Annotated in this window: 12 protein-coding genes and 1 pseudogene; 10 read left to right on the top strand and 3 right to left on the bottom strand. The window is 63.2% G+C overall.

Annotation, left to right across the window (positions count from 1 at the left end; all coding sequences use genetic code 11):
- Positions 1–371 precede the first annotated feature (371 nt).
- Positions 372–863 (bottom strand): hypothetical protein, encoded by a 492-nt coding sequence (locus tag PCJ49_RS23170; RefSeq protein WP_089290675.1) that lies wholly within the window; start codon positions 861–863, stop codon positions 372–374.
- 76 nt (positions 864–939) lie between these two features.
- Positions 940–1,836: a tRNA glutamyl-Q(34) synthetase GluQRS gene (gluQRS, locus tag PCJ49_RS23165; protein ID WP_269913046.1), complete on the bottom strand. Its 897-nt coding sequence runs from the start codon at positions 1,834–1,836 to the stop codon at positions 940–942.
- Positions 1,837–2,169: 333 nt separating this feature from the next.
- Between gluQRS and PCJ49_RS23160 the strand changes: the two are divergent.
- Both PCJ49_RS23160 and PCJ49_RS23155 read left to right on the top strand, forming a co-directional pair.
- Positions 2,170–2,709: pseudogene (locus PCJ49_RS23160) on the top strand (HNH endonuclease); the annotation flags it as partial.
- A gap of 815 nt (positions 2,710–3,524) precedes the next feature.
- Positions 3,525–5,729, top strand: coding sequence for a TonB-dependent receptor (locus tag PCJ49_RS23155; protein WP_269913045.1), 2,205 nt, complete (start codon positions 3,525–3,527; stop codon positions 5,727–5,729).
- A 47-nt stretch (positions 5,730–5,776) separates the two neighbouring features.
- On the opposite strand, the gene PCJ49_RS23150 is transcribed toward PCJ49_RS23155, so the two are convergent.
- Positions 5,777–7,369 carry a sodium:solute symporter gene (locus tag PCJ49_RS23150; protein WP_269913044.1) on the bottom strand — a complete coding sequence of 531 codons (1,593 nt, stop codon included), beginning with the start codon at positions 7,367–7,369 and terminating at the stop codon, positions 5,777–5,779.
- Between the two features lie 307 nt (positions 7,370–7,676).
- Here PCJ49_RS23150 and PCJ49_RS23145 point away from each other — a divergent pair, with 307 nt between their 5' ends.
- The 8 genes from PCJ49_RS23145 to PCJ49_RS23110 all read left to right on the top strand — a co-directional run bounded on the left by PCJ49_RS23145 (position 7,677) and on the right by PCJ49_RS23110 (position 19,219).
- Complete coding sequence (locus tag PCJ49_RS23145; protein WP_269913043.1) at positions 7,677–10,136, top strand: TonB-dependent receptor; 2,460 nt, start codon at positions 7,677–7,679, stop codon at positions 10,134–10,136.
- A gap of 260 nt (positions 10,137–10,396) precedes the next feature.
- Entirely contained in the window at positions 10,397–12,235 is a 1,839-nt protein-coding gene (locus PCJ49_RS23140) for an alpha-amylase family glycosyl hydrolase (protein ID WP_269913042.1), read from the top strand.
- 31 nt (positions 12,236–12,266) lie between these two features.
- Positions 12,267–13,145 (top strand): ROK family protein, encoded by an 879-nt coding sequence (locus PCJ49_RS23135; RefSeq protein WP_269913041.1) that lies wholly within the window; start codon positions 12,267–12,269, stop codon positions 13,143–13,145.
- A gap of 170 nt (positions 13,146–13,315) precedes the next feature.
- Positions 13,316–14,245 (top strand): alpha/beta fold hydrolase, encoded by a 930-nt coding sequence (locus tag PCJ49_RS23130; RefSeq protein ID WP_269913040.1) that lies wholly within the window; start codon positions 13,316–13,318, stop codon positions 14,243–14,245.
- Positions 14,246–14,361: 116 nt separating this feature from the next.
- Entirely contained in the window at positions 14,362–16,644 is a 2,283-nt protein-coding gene (rnr, locus tag PCJ49_RS23125) for a ribonuclease R (RefSeq protein ID WP_269913039.1), read from the top strand.
- 125 nt (positions 16,645–16,769) lie between these two features.
- Positions 16,770–18,329: a S41 family peptidase gene (locus tag PCJ49_RS23120; RefSeq protein WP_269913038.1), complete on the top strand. Its 1,560-nt coding sequence runs from the start codon at positions 16,770–16,772 to the stop codon at positions 18,327–18,329.
- A gap of 141 nt (positions 18,330–18,470) precedes the next feature.
- On the top strand, positions 18,471–18,638 hold the full coding sequence (gene rpmG / locus PCJ49_RS23115; protein WP_029012212.1) for a 50S ribosomal protein L33: 168 nt from the start codon (positions 18,471–18,473) through the stop codon (positions 18,636–18,638).
- 224 nt (positions 18,639–18,862) lie between these two features.
- Positions 18,863–19,219 (top strand): lysozyme inhibitor LprI family protein, encoded by a 357-nt coding sequence (locus PCJ49_RS23110; protein WP_269913037.1) that lies wholly within the window; start codon positions 18,863–18,865, stop codon positions 19,217–19,219.
- Positions 19,220–19,432 lie beyond the last annotated feature (213 nt).

Here is a 19,432-nt window from a genome sequence, read left to right as displayed (position 1 = left end):
ACGGAACAAGCGACGCGATCGTCACCATCTCAAGTTCCGTCTGTTGGGGCGTCTGGGGCTTAAGCATAAACACAGTGAATCAAAAACCCCCGCCATAGGCGAGGGCTTTGTCAGCAGTCTGAGCCCCGGCGTTCCTGATGAACGCCGGGGCTTTTTTGCTGACAGCAGAGAATAAAGCTCAGAATCCATCCGCAAAATTTCTTTTTCGCGCGTTACGCAATTTAAGATTCTGCATCACCGTCACCCCGGCGCAGGCCGGGGTCCAGAATCACAGGCGCCTTGCTCTACGAACCTGGACCCCGGCCTGCGCCGGGGTGACGGCGAGGATACAGTAAGATTCTGATAATGAAGGAAAAATTTTCAGACGACACTCAGAACAGATCGTCGATCTCGCTCTGGTCCATGGTGACATCCGGGTTGCTGTCGGCGATGGAGCCATGGACGATGGCGCTGCCCCGATCCACCAGCGCCTGCAGGCGCTGCCAATAATCGGCGGCGGTGAAGCCCAGCATGTCCGGATCGTCCCGCATCGGCGACAGCGTGGCCACCGCCTCCACGATCAGGCTGTTCATCTCGTTCACCGCCTCGTCAAACGGTTCCCGATATTCCGGCGGCACATGGTCATAGGCCTCAATGGCCAGCGGCGCAAAGGCCAGACCAGAGGTTTCGAAATGCTGCTTATAGGTGCGGGGCGCCCAGGCCACGATCTCGTCCAGCATGTCCGGCATATCGCCGACCATGGACAGCAACATAATCACTTCATTGAAATGATTGAAATAATCCGTCGATAACAGGGTCCTGTCATCGATGGTCGTGTTACGGACGAGGAGACGATATTGATCAAGCATGGTGGTATCTTGCATGGCCCGTAACCCATACCATATTGTTCTGTGTCAGCATCGCTAAAATTGCATCTAATTCACATACATTACCCTTGTTTCAGCATGGCTGCTTTTCTGCCGGCACACCGGCCAGCCGCCACACCGCCGCAGGCTCCAACCCCTCTGCCCGCAAGGCGCGCAGGGCCTTGGCCCCATCCCGCTTTGACAGGCGCTGGCCTTGTTGGTTAACCAGCAGACCATGATGATGATAGTCCGGCGTCGGCAGGTCTAGCAGCGCCTGTATCAGCCTATGGATATGTGTGGCGTGAAAAAGGTCTTCGCCACGCGTCACCAGGGTGACCCCTTGCAGGGCATCATCCACCGTGACGGCCAGGTGATAGGCGGTGCGCACGTCACGCCGCGCCAGCACCACATCCCCCAACAAAGCCGGATCGGCCGTCACCTGGCCGCAGCCCCGATCATGCCAGAATAATGGCCCCGTCAGCGCCAGTGCCTTGGCCACATCCAGGCGGATGGCGTGCGGTTCCCCGGCGGCAACGCGGTCGGCGGCCTGTCCTGGGTCCAGCCGGCGGCACAGACCGGGGTAAAGTGGCCCGTCCGGCCCGGCCGCCAGCAGATGCGGGGCGGCACCGGCCCGCGCAATCTCATCGGCAATGTCCTTGCGCGAACAGAAACAGGGATATGTGACGCCCAGCGCCGCCAGCCGGGCCAGGGCAGCGGCATAATCATCCATATGGTCGGACTGGCGGCGCACCGGCTGCGGCCAGGACAGGCCCAGCCAGGCCAGATCTTCCAGCAACGCCTGTTCATATTCCAGGCGGCAGCGGTTGGGATCGATATCCTCTACCCGCAACAGAAAGCGCCCGCCCGCCGCCCGCGCCGCGTTCCAGGCAAACAGGGCGGAATGGGCGTGTCCCAGATGCAGATAGCCGGTCGGGCTGGGGGCGAAACGGGTGACGGGGGTGGGCATCGGACAGGTCGGCGGGCGCAGCATAAGATTATTCCGTCGCTACACCCAACCGCCCGGCGTGGCAAGGTGCAGCACCACCCCCTGTCCGGAATTGGTAGAACGCAAGAGATGGCGGTATGCCACCACCAGGAACACAAGGGCTTGAGTGGCATTTTCGTTGCAGACCCATGACAATTACGAAGGGACCGCGCGGGGCGGGTTGTCAGAAGGGCTCGGCCCGTTATATGTAATCGTCACGTTCCAGCCGGCCTTCGACCCCGAATGCGGCGCCCCGTCCTGCCCCGGCAGACGGGCGGCGCGGAACGGGGGCCAAAGGGGGCGGCTGGCACTTTTTCGGAACGGCAGAGGGGGTGGAAATTGTCACCACCTTTTGATGGTTGTCCGGCGTTGGTGCTGAATGCGGATTTTCGTCCGCTGAGCTACTTTCCTTTGTCACTTTGGTCGTGGCAGGAAACGGTGAAGGCCGTGTTCCTGGACCGGGTGAATATTATCTCCCACTATGACCGGACCGTGCGTTCGCAGCAGCTCACCATGCGGCTGCCCAGTGTGATCAGCCTGAAGGAATATGTGCCGTCCAACCGACGGCCGGCCTTCACGCGCTTTAACGTCTTCCTGCGGGATCGCTTCACCTGCCAATATTGCGGCAAGCCTTTCCCCACGCATGAGCTGACATTTGACCATGTGATCCCGCGTTGCCGGGGCGGGCGCACCAGCTGGGATAATGTCGTCACCTCCTGTTCGGCCTGCAATCTGGCCAAGGGCAGCCGGCTGCCGCACCAATGCGGGATGCATCCGCGCCAGGCCGCCTTTGCCCCCACCGTCTATGAATTGCAGGAAAATGGCCGGCATTTCCCGCCGACCTTCCTGCATTCCAGTTGGCGCGACTTCCTGATCTATGGCCAGGAAACCGAACCGGCCGACCTGCAGGCGGAACTGGTGGAGGAGGAAAACGGACATGGCTTCCCCAGCCGTATGACCAGCGCCCAATATTGGGGCGCGGAACTGGATCAGGGATAAAAGGGCGGCCCGACTGGGACCGCCCTTTTTTCATGCGCTGGTTTCGGATGCGCCGGTGACGCGCGGCTTGCTGCTGCATCCCTGGACAGTCGATCTGCCAATGAGCCTGAGAAACCGTCTGAAAGGTTTCTATTTATTATCAATATATTACCAAATCCTCCCCGTCACCCCGGCGCAGGCCGGGGTCCAGGGGCCACAGGCGCTTCGCTCTACGAACCTGGACCCCGGCCTGCGCCGGGGTGACGGGATAAGGAAAGTCAAAACGCACAACGTATTGAAACAATACAAATTTCTCCGAACACACACTGATAATACTTATAGTTTTTCCGGTGAACGATATGAATTCGGGCAAATTGCCCGATGAATTGCCCGAAAACACAGCGTTTTGATTGAGCAAGCGTTGCGCAGCCGCACCATGTCCACTGTGTGGATAAAGACTGCATCGCCCCTGATAATTCCACGCTATTTGGATAAGAATTTTGTCATCCGAACGGGCATGGCGCCCGTTGGGCTGTCGCCATCCTTTATGGAGATAGCACCATGCGGTTTTACGCGCCGACCGGGTGACCGCAGCGCCCGCCCCTGCCCCCACCCTTGCCCTCCCTCCCCGGCAAGCGGAACCCCATTGAAACGGCAACCGGCCGACTGCTCAGCGCCTTTGCGCTTCCCATCTTGCGTTCAAGGAACCTTCTGTCATGGCCTTCCCGCGTCCCCTGTCGCGGTCGCTGCTGCTGGCGACCGCCTTATCCAGCCTTGCCGTGCCCGCCCTGGCCCAGAATGGCGGACCGATGCTGGATGAGATCATCGTCACCGCCCAACGGCGCGAAACCGCCTTGCAGACCACCCCCGTCGCCATTTCCGCCCTGACGGCCGACGCGCTGGCCGACCAGCAGATCGGCAGTGCCGAAGACCTGACCAGCGTAGTGCCCAATCTGGTGCTGATGCCGGTGACGGCCAGCCGCTCCACCTTGCAGGTGGGCTTGCGCGGCGGGTCGGAACAGTCGGGCGGGCTGGTCACCTCCGAATCGGCGGTCGCCTTTTATGCCGATGATGTCTATCGCGGGCGGCTGGCCGGGTCGAACCTGGAACTGGCGGATATTGAACGGATTGAGGTGCTGCGCGGGCCGCAGGGTACGCTTTATGGCCGTAACGCCTTTTCCGGCGCGGTGAAGATCGTCACCCGCACGCCGGGGGAAAAGCGCTGGGCCGAGGCGGCGGTGGGCGTGGGTTCCTATGATCAGCGCAAGGCCAGCGCCTCCATCGGCGGCGATGTGGTGGAAGGGGCCCTGGGGGCCTCGCTCTCTGTGCTGTATAATGACCAGGATGGCTATGTGCATAACCAGGCGCTGGACCGTGATGTCTTCGGCCAGCGCAATCTGGCCCTGCGCGGCAAGCTGCATTTCCATGGCAGTGACTGGTTGAAGGCCACCCTGACCGTCAGCCGCACCCAGGATGATAATGACGGCCCCGCCAACCTGATCCCGGTCGGCTGGGCGCGGACATATCCGACCAAGGCCGCCAACCATGTCACCACCGATGATGCGCGGCCGCTGGCCGGTGACGCCTATACCACCCTCTCCCCGGTGGTGCCGGATGGCTATACCGACCAGACGGCCGTGTCGCTGGATGTCAGCGCCGAGCTGGGCGACATGACCCTGCGGTCGATCACCGCCTTTGTGCGCACCGATGACGGGTTCCTGTTCGACATGTCAGGCGGCATCCGCAATGCCGATGGCAGCTATCGCGCCAATGGTCTGGTCCGTGATGCCAACAGCGACACCAACCAATATAGCCAGGAATTGCAATTGCAGGGCGACGGGTTCGGCGGCGACCTGACCTGGATCACCGGCCTGTATTATTTCCGGGAAGAGAATAAGCAGACCTTCAAGGATGTGCTGGTGCTGGGCCCCGGCTTCTCCCTGCCCGTGCTGCCGCAGACCATCGACAGCACCACCAATTCCTATGCCGCCTTCGCCCAGGCCAGCTATCAGCTGACCGAACGGCTGTCGGTCACCGGCGGCCTGCGCTATACGCGCGATGAGAAGGAATTGAAGGGCACCATCCAGAACCGCCTGCCGCTCAGCCCCGGCCCGGCGGTGGCCCTGGTCTCGCTCTACCGCGATCCGTCTTTCGAGTCCTGGACGCCCAAGGCGGGGCTGGATTTCAAGATTGCTGACGATGTGTTCAGCTATCTCTCCGTTTCCCGCGGCTTCAAGGCCGGCGGTTTCAACGGGCTGGCTGTGGCCAACCCGGCCGTCTTCGGCACCGTCTATGGCCCGCAGACCGTCTGGGCCTATGAGGCGGGCTTGAAGGCCACCATGCTGGAGGGACGGCTGCGCACCAACCTGTCGGTCTATCGCAACGATCTGTCCGACCTGCAGCAGACGATCGAGATCGCCCCCAGTTCCTATGCCGTGCAGAATATCGGCGATTCGCGGGTCTATGGGGCGGAGCTGGAGGTCACCTTCATGCCCGTCGAAGGGCTGAACCTGTTCGCCAATCTGGGGTTGATGGATGATAAATACACCCATCTCGACCCGCTCTCTGATGCGGCGGTGGCCGGCGCCCGGCATCTGCCGCTGCTCACCCCCTGGACGGTGCAGACGGGTTTCACCTATGACACGCCGCGTTTCTGGCAGGATCGGGTGAAGCTGCGCCTGTCATCCAGCTATCAGCACCAGGGGGATTATTATTCCACCGTGGCCAACCTGCTGGAATCGAAGATGCCCGGCCTGATCAACGCCTCCATCGCGCTGCTGGATGGGGAAGAGGGCTGGAACATCACCTTTGCCGGCAAGAACCTGTCCAACAAGACCTATTTCACCACTGCCCCCACCAACGCCGCCATCGCCGTGGCCGAACCCCGGACCTGGAGCCTGACGGCAGGGTATAAGTTCTGAGTGTCTGAGCAGAGGGACGGGCACCACCGCCCGCCCCTCTGCTCCCCTTACCGGAACAGCCAGACGATCACCGCCGTCATCGCCAGCAGGGCCACCGCCTGCACCCGGTAATTCTGCCAGAGCGGCCGGCCGGCCAGCGCGGTCGACTCGGCATCATAATCGGCCCGCGTCCACATCAAGGTTTCGGTCTTCTCCGCCGGCGGCGGGGCCGTCAGCAGACTGGCCACGATGACGGCAGCCAGGGAGATGAAGAACAGCAGCGTCGCCGCCAGCAGGAAATGCAACTGAATGCTGTGGGCGATCTGCACCCCATGGAACAGCCAGCCACCGGCCAGCAGCCCCACCAGCACGCCAGCCCGGGCACCGGCCACATTGGCGCGGCGCCAGAAGATGCCGGCCAGGAACAGGGCCACCACCGGCGGCACCGCATAGGCCAGCACGGCCTGCAGATATTGCCACAGCGTATCGGTCAGGTTTTCCACCACCGGCACCCAGGCCACCGCCAGCACCATGAAGGTGACGGTGGTGATCCGCCCGATTCGTACCAGCGACGCCTGGGAGACATCGGGGTTGAAGCGCCGCACGAAATCCATCGTCACCAGGGTGGAGGCGGAATTGAAGGTGCTGGCGATGGACGACATGATGGCCGCCAGGAAGCCCGCCACCACCAGCCCGATCACGCCCACCGGCAGCAGGTCGAAAATCAGCGTCGGATAGACCAGATCCGGCCGGTCCAGATGCGGATAGATCAGGATGGCGGCACTGCCCGGCAGCACCATCAAGAACAGCACCGGCAGTTTCAGCAAGCCGGCAAACAGGCTGCCCCAGCGGCCATGATCCAGATTCTTGGCCGACAGCACCCGCTGCACCATGAACTGGTTGGTACACCAGAAATAAAGCCCGATCAGCGGCACCCCGGAAATCAACCCCGTCCAGGGCAGGTTGCTGTCATCGGCGGGGCGGATCAGGCTCATCTTGTCGGCCGGCACGGCGGCCATCACCGCATCCCAGCCACCCGCCTTGTCAAAGGCGAAGATGGCCACGAAGATCGACGCACCGCCCAGAATGACCGCCTGCACCACCTCTGTCACCAGCACAGCCTTCAGGCCGCCGGCCACCGTATAGGCGCCGGCCGCCAGCGCCAGCAGGCCGGCAATCTGCCACAGCGGCACATCGGGCAGGATCAGCTTGAACATCAAGGCACCGCCGAACAGCGTGCCCGCCGTATCCACCACGATATTCAGGAAAATGGTCAGGCCGGAGAAATAGAGCCGGATGGAGCCGTCATAACGGCGTTCCAGGAATTCCGGCATCGTATAGACCTGACTGCGCAGGATCACCGGCAGCAGGAACAGGCAGAAAAAGACCAGCACGACGCTGGCCATCCATTCATAATTATAGACGGCAATCCCCGCCGCATAGGCCGCCCCCGCCAGACCGATCAGCGTGGTGGAGGAGATGTTGGAAGCCAGCAGCGCCAGCCCGATGGTGGGCCAGGTGGAACTGCGCGCCGCCAGGAAATAGTCGGTGGCCGTCGTCGCCTTGCGGGAGGCGAACAGCCCCAGGGCAACGACGGCCAGCAGATAAAGACCGATGATGGCGGCGTCCAGCCCCGCCAGGGTGACGTGACCCTGCAGCATCCTGCTCCTCCCGATATCGATTGTTGCTTTTTGACCTTGTGCGGACGGTAACGCCAGCCAAACAATCTTGCAATCGATTGCTTACCTGTCGATACAAAATTCTGCGCGCAAAAGGCGCCGCATGTGGCGATTTCGCCATAGGTTGCTGCAACTGCGAAGATAGGTTTACCCTGCCCTATCCCTAAGAATAGAAGATTTTTAATTTAGCATCTTGCAAACGATTGCGAGATTTCTATCATCATAGGTGACCGAGGGGACGGCACGTAAGACCCAAGACCCCGCAGGTGATCCTTATGGGAGGAATAATATGAAGAAGTCCTTGCTGCGCGCGTCCGCGATGGGCGCCGCCCTCAGCGCGTTCGCCTTCACCGCCGCCTTTGCACAAGATGCCGCCCCGGCGGCCGGCACCACCCCGCCGCAGGAAGACGGGCTGTTGATGGACGAAATCGTCGTCACCGCCGTCGTCAGCCAGACCTCCAAAATGCGCTCCTCCGTCTCCGTCAGTGCGCTGTCGGCCGACGACCTGTTGCAGGTCGCCCCGCGCAACACGGCGGAGATTTTCCGCAATATCCCCGGCATCCGGTCGGAAGCCAGTGGTGGCGAGGGCAATGCCAATATTGCTGTGCGCGGCCTGCCGGTCGCCTCGGGCGGGGCGAAGTTCCTGCAACTGCATGAAGATGGCCTGCCGGTGCTGGAATTCGGCGACATCTCCTTTGGTAATGCCGACATTTTCCTGCGCGCTGATGCCAATGTGGCGCGGGTGGAGGCCATCCGTGGCGGTTCCGCCTCCACGCTGGCCAGCAACTCACCGGGCGGCGTGATCAACTTCATCTCCAAGACCGGGGAGAAGGATGGCGGCTCGCTGGCCATCACCCGCGGCCTGGATTACGACACCACGCGCGGCGATTTCGACTTCGGCGGCCATATTGATGAGAATTGGCGCTTCCATATTGGCGGCTTCTACCGGGAAGGCGAAGGCCCGCGCAACGCCAACTACACGGCCGAATCGGGCGGTCAGGTGAAGGCCAACCTGACCCGGGAGTTCGAGAAGGGCTATGCGCGGGTCTATTTCAAATATCTGAATGACCGCGCCATCTCCTTCCTGCCGCAACCCATGCTGGTCAGCGGCAGCAACAGCGATCCGGATATCCGTTCCGTCCCCGGCCTGGATATGCGTGACCAGACGCTGCACAGCGCCCTGTTCCTGACCAATACCGGCCTGGACGGCAATAATAACCTGCGCACCAACAGCCTGAAGGACGGGATGCACCCCGTCTCCACCGCTGTTGGGGCGGAGTTCAAGTTCGATCTGGCTGAGGGTTGGAGCATCTTCAACAAGGTGCGCATGGCCCAGACCGATGGCGGCTTCGTCTCCATCTTCCCGATGCAGGTGACGGGCGCCCAGGCCCTGGCCACGGAGATTGGCGGGGCCGGTGCCAGCCTGCGCTATACCGACGGCACCCGCATCACCAACCCGTCGGCGCTGAATGGCAATGGCTTGGCCAGCCGCGTGGCGCTGTTCGATGTCGATATCAATGATTTCAGCAACTTCGCCAATGACTTCAAGTTGACCCGCGCCATTGTGGCCGGTGACAGCACCATCGATCTGACCGCCGGTTACTACAAGGCGCGCCAGAATATCGAGATGGACTGGGTCTGGAACTCCTATGTCATGGAAGTAAAGGGCGATAATGCCCGGCTGCTGGATGTGGTGGCCGCCAATGGCACCTTGCAGACCGCCGGCGGTCTGCTGGCCTATGGCGTGCCCTATTTCGGCAATTGCTGCACCCGGCGCTATGACGCGCAATATGACATTGATGCGCCCTATGTTTCCGCCGCGCTGGAAATGGGCCAGTGGAATGTCGATGCCAGCCTGCGCCGTGACGAGGGCAAGGCACGCGGCTCCTATACCGCCTCCCGGCAGGCACAGGTGGATGTGAACCGCGACGGCAGCATCTCCGTCCCGGAACGCAGCGTCTCCATCATCGATACGGCCAATCCGCAGCCGATCAATTATGATTGGGGTTACTGGTCCTGGTCGGTGGGTGCCAACTATATGATCAATCCCGACCTGTCGGTCTTTGCCCGCGCCAGCCGGGGCGGGCGCGCCAATGCTGACCGCCTGCTGTTCGGCCGCGTGCGGGCCGATGGCTCCGTCGCCACCGAAGATGCGGTGGATATGGTCAACCAGTATGAAGGCGGGGTGAAGTGGCGCGGCGACGGCATCAGCCTGTTTGCCACCGGCTTCTTCGCCAAGACGCAGGAGCAGAATTTCGAGGCAACCAGCCAGCGCTTCTTTGACCGCACCTATGAGGCCAAGGGCATCGAGCTGGAAGCCAGCTATCGTTACGAAGGTTTCTCGCTGACCGCCGGCGGCACCTGGACGGATGCGGAAATTTCCAAGGATGCGCTGACCCCGGCGCTGAAGGGCAACACACCGCGCCGTCAGGCCGACTTCATCTATCAGCTGACGCCGTCTTATTCCTATGACGTCTTCACGGTGGGGGCGAACATCATCGGCACCACCAAATCCTATGCGCAGGACAGCAATGAACTGGTGCTGCCGGCCTATACCCAGGTCAACCTGTTCGCCGATTACGCCATCACCGAGGGGCTGGTCCTGTCGGTCAATGTCAACAACCTGTTCAATGCCAAGGGCCTGACGGAATCGGAAGAAGGGTCCATCACCCAGGGCCAGACCAACATCATCCGCGCCCGTTCCATCAACGGGCGCACCAGCACCGCCACGCTGAAATACACGTTCTGATACGGGTGTCAGTAAATTCTGACTGGTCAGAATTTACTGACTTCGGCGGCACGAGCCGCCGCCGCGCCAGTCGGCGCGGATACCAAGGTCAGGATTTCCTGACCTTGGTATGACACCCATCCAGGCCGGCCCGGTCCCGTAACCCGGCCGGCCTGGATCAGAACGGGTTCCCGGCCAGGGGCCTATCCCCCTCCAACCTCTGCCCCTGGCCGGGTCTTTTTGTTGATTGCTTGATACCGTTTTCAAGAAAGCCCTTTGCCATGAGCAGCTTTCCCCTGCCGGTCACCCTTGCCGATGCCGATCTGGCCCAGCGCCTGACGGCGCGGATCGCCCGTCACTGGCCGGCCGCCCTGGCCGCCTTTCGCACGCTTTATGCCGGTCACGCCGATCTGGCCCTGTGGGAACAGAAACTGGCGGCCCGTCTGCTGGGCAGTGCCGCCGCCCGGCCCCCCGACCTGCAGGCGCTGGACGTGGCGCGACAGGAAACGCCGGACTGGTTCCAGCAGCCGGACATGGTGGGGTACTGCACCTATATCGACCGGTTCGGCGGCACGCTGGCCGGCACGAAAGAAAAGCTGGATGAGCTGTCGCGCCTGGGCGTGCGCTATTTCCACCCGCTGCCGCTGCTGAAGCCGCGCAAAGGCGACAGCGATGGCGGCTTTGCCGTGGCCGATTTCCGCGATGTCGATCCCAAGCTGGGCAGCCTGGATGATCTGCGCGATCTGGCCTCCGCCCTGCGTGCCCGCCAGATCAGCCTGTGCCTGGATATTGTCTGCAACCATACGGCGGCCGAACATCCCTGGGCGCTGGCAGCCCTGGCGGGCGACCCGCATTTCCGCCAGTTCTATCATGTACTGGAAGACAAGGCGCTGGTGGATGCCTATGAATCCCACCTGGGGCAGGTGTTCCCGCAGACGGCCCCCGGCAATTTCACCCATGTACCGGAGATGGGGGGCTATGTCTGGACCACCTTTTATCCGTTCCAGTGGGATTTGAACTACGCCAACCCGGCTGTCTTCATCGAAATGCTGGATGTGCTGCTGTTCCTGGCCAACCAGGGGGCGGAGGTGTTCCGCCTGGACAGCGCGCCCTTCCTGTGGAAACGCATCGGCACCGATTGCCGGGGCCTGCCGGAAACCCATCTGGTGGTGCGGGCCTGGCGGGCCCTGCTGGCCATCGCCTGCCCCGCCGTGGCGCTGAAGGCAGAGGCGATTGTCGGGCTGGCAGAGGTGCTGCCCTTCCTGGGCACGCCGGAGAAGCCGGAATGCCATCTGGCCTATAATAATACCGCCATGACGGCCCTGTGGGCGGGTTTGGCCACCGGTGATACCGGCCCGCTGCGCCGCTGCCTGACCGACGCGCTGGCCCGACCGGCGGGGGCCGGCTGGCTGACCTATGTGCGCTGCCATGATGATATTATCTGGGCCGCCCTGAAGGGCGTGATCCCTGACGACAAGCTGGCCTGGATTTCTGCTTTCTATGCCGGTCAGGCCGCCGGCCCCTTCCAGCCCGATGGGCGGGCGTTCCAGGGCGAACCGGGTGCCGTGCGCTCCACCAACGGCATGGCGGCCTCGCTGGCAGGCCTGCGGGATGGCGGGGCGGATGATGCTTCGGCACTGGCCCGGCTGCGGCTTGCCTATGGCGTCACCTTCGCGCTGGATGGCATTCCCGCCATCTATATGGGCGATGAACGGGCGCTGACCAACGATGCCGATTATGCCCGCGTGCCCGATCAGGCGCTGGATGGGCGCTGGCTGCACCGGCCGCAGATGGATTGGCAGCGGGCGGAAGGCCCGATCCATGCCGCCCTGTCCCAGTTCGCCCGCCTGCGCCAGGGCCGCAAAGCCATGCATGGCGGCAACCCCGCCCGCCCGCTGGAGCTGCCCAACCCCGCCCTGCTGGCATTTGAGCGGGTGGACCAGGGCGGCGACCGGCTGATCTGCCTGGGCAATTTCAGCGGCCAGACTCTCGCGGCGGACCTGTCCGCCTGGGCGGGCGCTGGCGGCTGGGTCGATCTGTTGAGCGGGGAAGCCGTCTCGGTAGAGGGCGTGATACTGGACCCGTGGGGCCTGCGCTGGCTGGTGCCTTCTGTGGCATGATGGAACGGCTATAAAGCGGGGAGGCAAAAAAATGCGCATCGCAGGGATTGAGTTGGGTGGCACGAAGATCGTGGTGGCGGCGGGCAGCGGGCCGGATGACCTGACCCCAGGCATCCGCATCCCCACCCGCGACCCGGCCAGCACCATGGCGGCGGTGATCGACGCGCTGGCCGGGCTGGGGCCGTTTGATGCCATCGGCGTGGCCAGCTTCGGCCCGCTCTGCCTTGACCCCACCGATCCGGGCGGCTTGCGCATCACCAACACACCCAAACCCGGCTGGACCGACACGCCCCTGGTGGCCCCGCTGGCCGAACGGTTCGGCGTGCCGGTGGTGCTGGATACCGACGTCAATGGGGCGGCACTGGGTGAAGGGCGCTGGGGGGCGGCCAAGGGCTTGCGCGATTACGCCTATATCACCGTCGGCACCGGCATCGGCGTCGGGCTGGTGGTGAATGGCGCGCCGGTGCATGGGCTGCTGCATCCGGAGGCCGGGCATCTGCTGGTCCGCCGCGATGCCCAGCGCGACCCGTTCAAAGGCCATTGCCCCTTCCATGGCGATTGCCTGGAAGGGCTGGCCAGCGGCCCGGCCATCGCCGCCCGCCTCGGCCAGCCGGCGGAAACCTTGGGCGAGGATCACCCGGTCTGGGAACTGGTGGGCGATTATATCGGCCAGCTCTGCGCCTCCCTGCTGCTGGTCACCTCGCCGCGCCGGATCATCCTGGGCGGTGGCGTGGGCCAGCGCCCACAGGTGCGCGCCAGTGCGGAGGCGGCGATGCGCCGCCATCTGGCCGGCTATGTGCGCAGCCCGGCCCTGGAAGGCGATGCAAAGCTGATCGTGCCGCCGGGGCTGGACAGCCTGTCCGGCGTGCTGGGGGCGATTGTGCTGGGGGCGGGGACGTTGGCGGGTTAACGCCAGGACGCATCATCGCGCGGCAGCACAGCGCCTTTCCCTGCACCCCTCACCACAAGGCGGATACAGCGGCTGGACATGATGGCGGCACCGCAACCCAACGCGTAAAGGCAAAGGCCCGAACAACCGGCGCCGGTCCTGATCCGCCGCCACGCTGACCAGGGCCAAGCATGACACGCGCACAGATCAACCGCCGCCAGACCCTGTTTTTCGGGCTGGCCAGCGCCGGGCTGACCCTGGCCGGGGCACAGGCAGCAACGCCCGTCAAAGGGCCCGCAACGCCCGCCGGGCTGGCCGGCCCCGCCGGCACCCTGCTGCACAGCATGGCCCCCTGCCGGTTCGGGTCGATCCATTATCGCTATGTCAAGCCGGCTGCCACCAGCGGCAAAACCCCGCTGCTCTGCCTGCACGCCTCCCCCGGTTCCAGCACCAGCTATGCCAAGCTGCTGCCGCTGATGGGGACTGACCGGCTGGCCGTTGCCGCCGACAATCCCGGCTATGGCCTGTCGGATAGGCCGCCCAACCCCTCCACCATCGCCGATTTTGCCGGGGCGATGGGCGACCTGCTGGATGCGCTTGGCATTGAACAAGTGGATTTGATCGGCAGTCATACCGGTTCGGCCACCGCGGTGGAACTGGCCCGCCAGCGGCCCAAGGCCGTGCGGCGCATCATATTGCATTCCGCCTTGATGTTCACAGCCCAGGATATTGCGGATTACCGGGCCAAACAGGTCGGCAGCGTACCGGCCAACCTGGAAGCCGCCGCCGACCGGCTGCCCGATCTGTGGAAACGTTTCGACAAGATGCGTGCCGAGTTGGGCGATGATCTGGCCTGGCAGCTTTTCTGGGAAATGAACCGCGATCCGCTGCATGTGGGCTGGGGTCACGAAGCCTCGTTCAATTACGACTTCCCGGCCAATTTTCGCCAGCTGAAGCAACCGATCCTGGTCCTCAATCCCCAGGAAGGGCTTTCCCCCATCACCGCCCGCGCCCGCGGCATCGCCCCCAATATCGAGGTGATGGACCTGCCCTGGACAGAGTCGCCGTTCCGCACCCGCGCCGCCGATGTGGTCCCCATCATCCGCAAGCATCTGGGATAAACCCTGGCCTCTCCGCGAAAGCCCTATGCGGGAAAGGCGGGGCCGGGCGGGTGGAATTGTGGCATGGTGCGCGCCACATGAACCCTTTATCGTCCCCTGCCTGGATTTGCGCGCCCGTGAAGAACCCGAAGAAAGAAGCCCCCTTCCCCACCAAGGAACAGGTACTGGAATTCATCCGGGAAAGCCCGGTGCCGGTGGGGAAGCGGGAAATTGCGCGGGCCTTTCATATCACCGGCGATAACCGCATCCTGCTGAAAGACCTGCTGCGCGACCTGGAAGGCGATGGCGCCATTGAAAAGGGCGGCCGCCGCCGGCTGGCCCCGCCGGCCAGCTTGCCGCCGGTGGGTGTGCTGATCATCAGCGATATTGATGCCGATGGCGAGGTGATCGCCCGCCCAATGAACTGGGCCGACCCGGAAAATGATCCGCCGCGCATCGTTATGATGCCGGAACGACGCGGTCAGGCGGGTTTCGCCATCGGTGACCGAGTGCTGGCACGGCTGAACCGGCTGCGGGACGATTATTACGAAGGCAAAACGATCCGCAAGCTGGATGGCAACCAACAGGCGCAGATAGTCGGCGTCTATGAGCTGGGGCGTGAGGGTGGGCGGCTGCGCCCGGCCGACCGCCGCGCCAAAGCGGAATTCGTCATCCTGCCGCAGAATGCCGGCGACGCGAAACCCGGCGATCTGGTGGTGGCAGAGGTGCTGCCCTCCTCCCGCCTGGGCCTGAAACAGGCGCGTGTGGTGGAGGTGCTGGGCGGGGTGGATGAACCACGCGCCATCAGCCTGATCGCCATCCACCAGCATGGCATCCCGACTGTGTTCCCCACCGCCGCCCTGGAAGAAGCGGCAGCGGCGGAAGAACCGACGCTGGCCGGGCGCACCGACCTGCGTGATTACCCGCTGGTCACCATAGACGGGGCGGATGCGCGCGATTTCGACGATGCCGTCTTCGCCGAACCGGATACCGACCCCAACAATAAGGGCGGCTTCCATCTGTTGGTCGCCATCGCTGATGTCAGCTTCTATGTCCGCCCCGGCAGCGCGCTGGATCGGTCGGCCTATGAGCGGGGGAATAGCTGCTATTTCCCCGACCGGGTGGTGCCGATGCTGCCGGAGGCACTGTCGAATGAGCTGTGCAGCCTAAAACCCGGCGTCAACCGCGCCTGTCTGGCCGTGCATATCTGGATCGACGCATCGGGCCAGATCAAGCGGCACAAGTTCGTGCGCGGGTTGATGCGGTCGGCTGCGCGCCTGATCTATGAACAGGTGCAGGCGGCCCAGGATGGGGCACCGGATGATCTGACCGGCCCGCTGCTGGACCCGGTGATCCGCCCGCTCTATCAGGCCTATGCGGTGCTGGCCCATGCGCGGTCCCGGCGCGGCACGCTGGAACTGGACCTGCCCGAACGCAAGGTGGCGATCGGGGAGGATGGCAAGGTCGCCAGCATCGGCGTGCGCGCCCGGCTGGACAGCCACCGGCTGGTGGAAGAATTCATGATCGCCGCCAATGTGGCGGCGGCGGAGGCCTTGGAGGCGAAATCCAGCCCCTGCATGTACCGTGTCCATGCCGAGCCGGCGCTGGACAAGCTGGAGCCGCTGCGCGAATTCCTGAAAAGCCTGGGCTATAATCTGGCCAAGGGTCAGGTGATGCGCCCGGCCACCTTCACCAATATTCTGGATAAGGCGCGCGAGACGCCGGAGTCTGAAATCATCTCCACTGTCATCCTGCGCTCCCAGGCGCAGGCGGTTTATCAGCCGGATAATATCGGCCATTTCGGGCTGGCCCTGGCCCGTTATGCCCATTTCACCAGCCCCATCCGCCGTTATGCCGACTTGGTTGTCCATCGCGCCCTGGTGCGTGCCTATGGGCTGGGCGATGGCGGCCTGACCGACGAGGAAATGGGCCGGTTCGAGAAGATGGGCGAACAGACTTCCGGCACCGAACGCCGCGCCGCCGAGGCGGAGCGTGACGCGCTGGACCGCTATATTGCCGCCTATCTGGCCGATCGGGTGGGGGCGACGTTCAGCGGCAAGACCAGCGGCGTCACCCATTTTGGCCTGTTCGTCACGCTGGATGAAACCGGGGCGGAGGGGATCATCCCCATTTCCACCCTGCCCGATGATTTCTATGACCATGATGAAATCCATCACGCCCTGATCGGGCGGCGGCACCGCCGCGTGTTCAAGCTGGGCGAGCGGGTGAAGGTGCGGTTGCTGGAGGCTGACGCCATCACCGGTTCCATGGTGTTCCGCCTGCTGCATGATGACGGGTCGGAGATGCCGGCCGGGCGCGGCAGTGGCACCGGGGCCAACCATCGCGGCCGCGGCAAGCGGGGGGAGGAGGCGCCGGCCCCATCCATCGACGCCCCCCGCCCGCCGCGTCGGCGGCGCTGAAAAAAGCCTGTGCGCCTGACCCTTTGCGTGTAACAGGCGGCTTTACGCCCCCTCCCGGCTGCGGCACTCTCTGTTGTTACAGAGGTGCCGCCAATGAAGCCGGCACCCGCGCGGGGGAAATGTGCATGGTGAGACGACGGCTGGCGCCTGTCCTGCTTCTGTTCAGCCTGATCGGCGGCTGTGCCGCCAACCATGCAGAGCTGCAGCAACCCGCCCAGACCGGCAGTGTCACCGCCGAACAATTATTCACCGTCGCCTTCCGCCCCATCGCCGATAACTGGCTGAAGCCCGTTGCCATGCCGCAACTGGTGACAGACGGGCTGCGCCGGGTGGCCACAGCCGATGGGGCGCTGTGGGTGGTGCAGCATGACGGCCAGTTCCTGCTGCTGCGCGATGGCAAGGAACAGGCCCGCCTGCCCCAGCCCAGCGATACCATCCCGGAACGCTGGGCCGCCCTGACGTCGGAGATGCTGCGCGCCATGCGCATCGCCTCCCCCACGCTGGCCGCCCGCCCGGCGGAGGCGGTCTACCGCGACATGTTCGACGGCATGATGGCCGATCTGGACCCATATTCCCGCTATGCCGAACCCAATAAGGCACAGAAGGAGCGATCCCAACGCGAAGGCTATGACGGGATCGGCATTTCCATCCGCGATGTCGAAGGCGGCGGGTTCGAGGTGTCGGACCTGGTGCCCGACGGCCCTGCCGATCAGGCCGGCATCAAGGTCGGGGACCGGATTCTCACCGTCGCCGGCTTGCGTACCGTTTCCATGGGGTATGACACGCTGTCATCCATGATCCAGGGGCCGGAGGGATCTTCTGTCGAACTGCGCATCGGCCCGAATGAGGCCCAGGCCCGCACGCTGACCGTGCGCCGGCGCCATCTGGTGCCCAATATGGTGAAGGCCAGCTTGGCGGATGGCGTGCTGGTGCTGAAGATCGAGCGATTCAACAACGCCACCCAGGAACATGTGCGCCAGGCCGTGCTGCGCGCGCAGGAAAAATCAGGCCCCCTGAAGGGCGTCGTGATGGATCTGCGCGGCAATCCCGGCGGGGTGATGGTGCAGGCGGTGGGGGTGGTGAACCTGTTCGTGCCGCAGGGCCGAATCATCACCACACGCGGCCGCCACCCCAATTCGGTGCAATGGTTCGAGGCGCAAAAGCCGATGACGGCCTTCCCCGACCTGCCGCTGGTGGTGCTGATCGATGGCAATACGGCCTCTTCGGCCGAAATCGTCGCGGCGGCCCTGCAGGATGCCGGCCGCGCCCTGCTGGTGGGCAGTTCCAGCTTCGGCAAGGGCAGTGTGCAGCATGTGACCCAGTTGCCCAATGGCGGGGAACTGTTCATCACCTGGTCACGCATCTATGCCCCCAGCGGCTACAGCTTCGATGGCCTGGGTATTCAGCCGAATCTCTGCCTCTCCCGCAGCGGCGTAACCATGGAGTCGCTGCTGGGTGAGGCTGGGCGGGTGGATCGGAGCGCCCAGACCCAACTGGTGCGCCTGCGCATGGCCGCCACAGAGGATGAATCGATGCGCGCCAGTCTGCGCCAGGAATGCCCGGCGGCAAGCGCCACAGGGCCGGAATCGGCCCTTGGCATGGCCGTGGCGCGCAATCTTCTGCGCGACGGGGCCTTTTACCGCCAAGCCCTGGCATCGCGTCAGACCAACGTTGCGGAACGATAGGGTCTTTACGCTTGACAGACGGGGGCGGATGCGTAGATTCCGCTGCCGTACCGCGCTGGTTCGCCCGACGCGGGTGGGAAGATATTGGATCGGCCGCGCGTCCTTGCGGTGGCCGCAAGTCTGACGCAGGTAGGATTTATCATGGCTAAGCAGAATACCGTGCTGATCAAGCTGGTGAGCACCGCTGACACGGGTTACTTCTATGTGAAGAAGAAGAACCCCCGCAAGACCACCGAGAAGCTGGAATTCAACAAGTACGATCCGGTGGCCCGCAAGCACGTGGCTTTCAAGGAATCGAAGATGAAGTGATTGCCGGCTGGCAATCCCATCTTTCCGGCCTGTTCGCAGGACCGGCTGAAACAGAACCCCGCCTCACGGCGGGGTTTTTGTTTTGGGGGTTTGCCGGGTGCTGCCGGCCACCGTCAGTTAAAAATCAGACATTCGAACGGTTGAAATCATTACAGATTTGCCATTATGCGGCATGGCTTGATAGGTTGGGTCACCTTGTTATTTGGCAAAGATAGGACCAACCAATGCGCCTGTTGCCCGTGGCCCTGCTCGCTTTGGTGTGGGTTAGCAGCCCTGCCTACGCTGTTGATTGCGGTGATCTCGTCACCCAGGCGCAAATTAACCAATGTGCATTCGACATGTATGACGAAGCCGATCTACTGCTGAACCAGACATATAAACAGGTCATGGCTAAGCTGCTCCCGCACAGACAGGCGGCCTTGAAAAAAGCACAGCGGGCCTGGATTAAATATCGTGACAGTCATTGCGAATCAGAGGCGTCGGTGGTTGAAGGGGGAAGCATGTATCCGACGCTGCAATATTCATGCATGATGAGTGAGACGAAAAAGAGAACAGAGCAGTTAAATTCAATGAGCGAATGAAATTTCATTATAGAAATTTTCAACAAAATTGAAATATCACCAGAATAACCAGTTCTGACGCTTGGGCATTTAATTTCCACTCTTTGGTAAGCTGGTAAGCAAACCGCCCGCCGCGTTCCCCCCCCTCATCCCGGGCTTCGCCGGGATGAGGGCAGGGTGGGATCAAGCCATCCCCCCAACAAAATCACCCCACCCCTGAAAATGATATTGATT

This window comes from Niveispirillum sp. BGYR6 (genome assembly GCF_027568365.1).
In the GTDB taxonomy this organism is placed as follows: Bacteria; Pseudomonadota; Alphaproteobacteria; order Azospirillales; family Azospirillaceae; genus Niveispirillum.
This window is presented reverse-complemented; position numbering and strand designations above follow the sequence as displayed.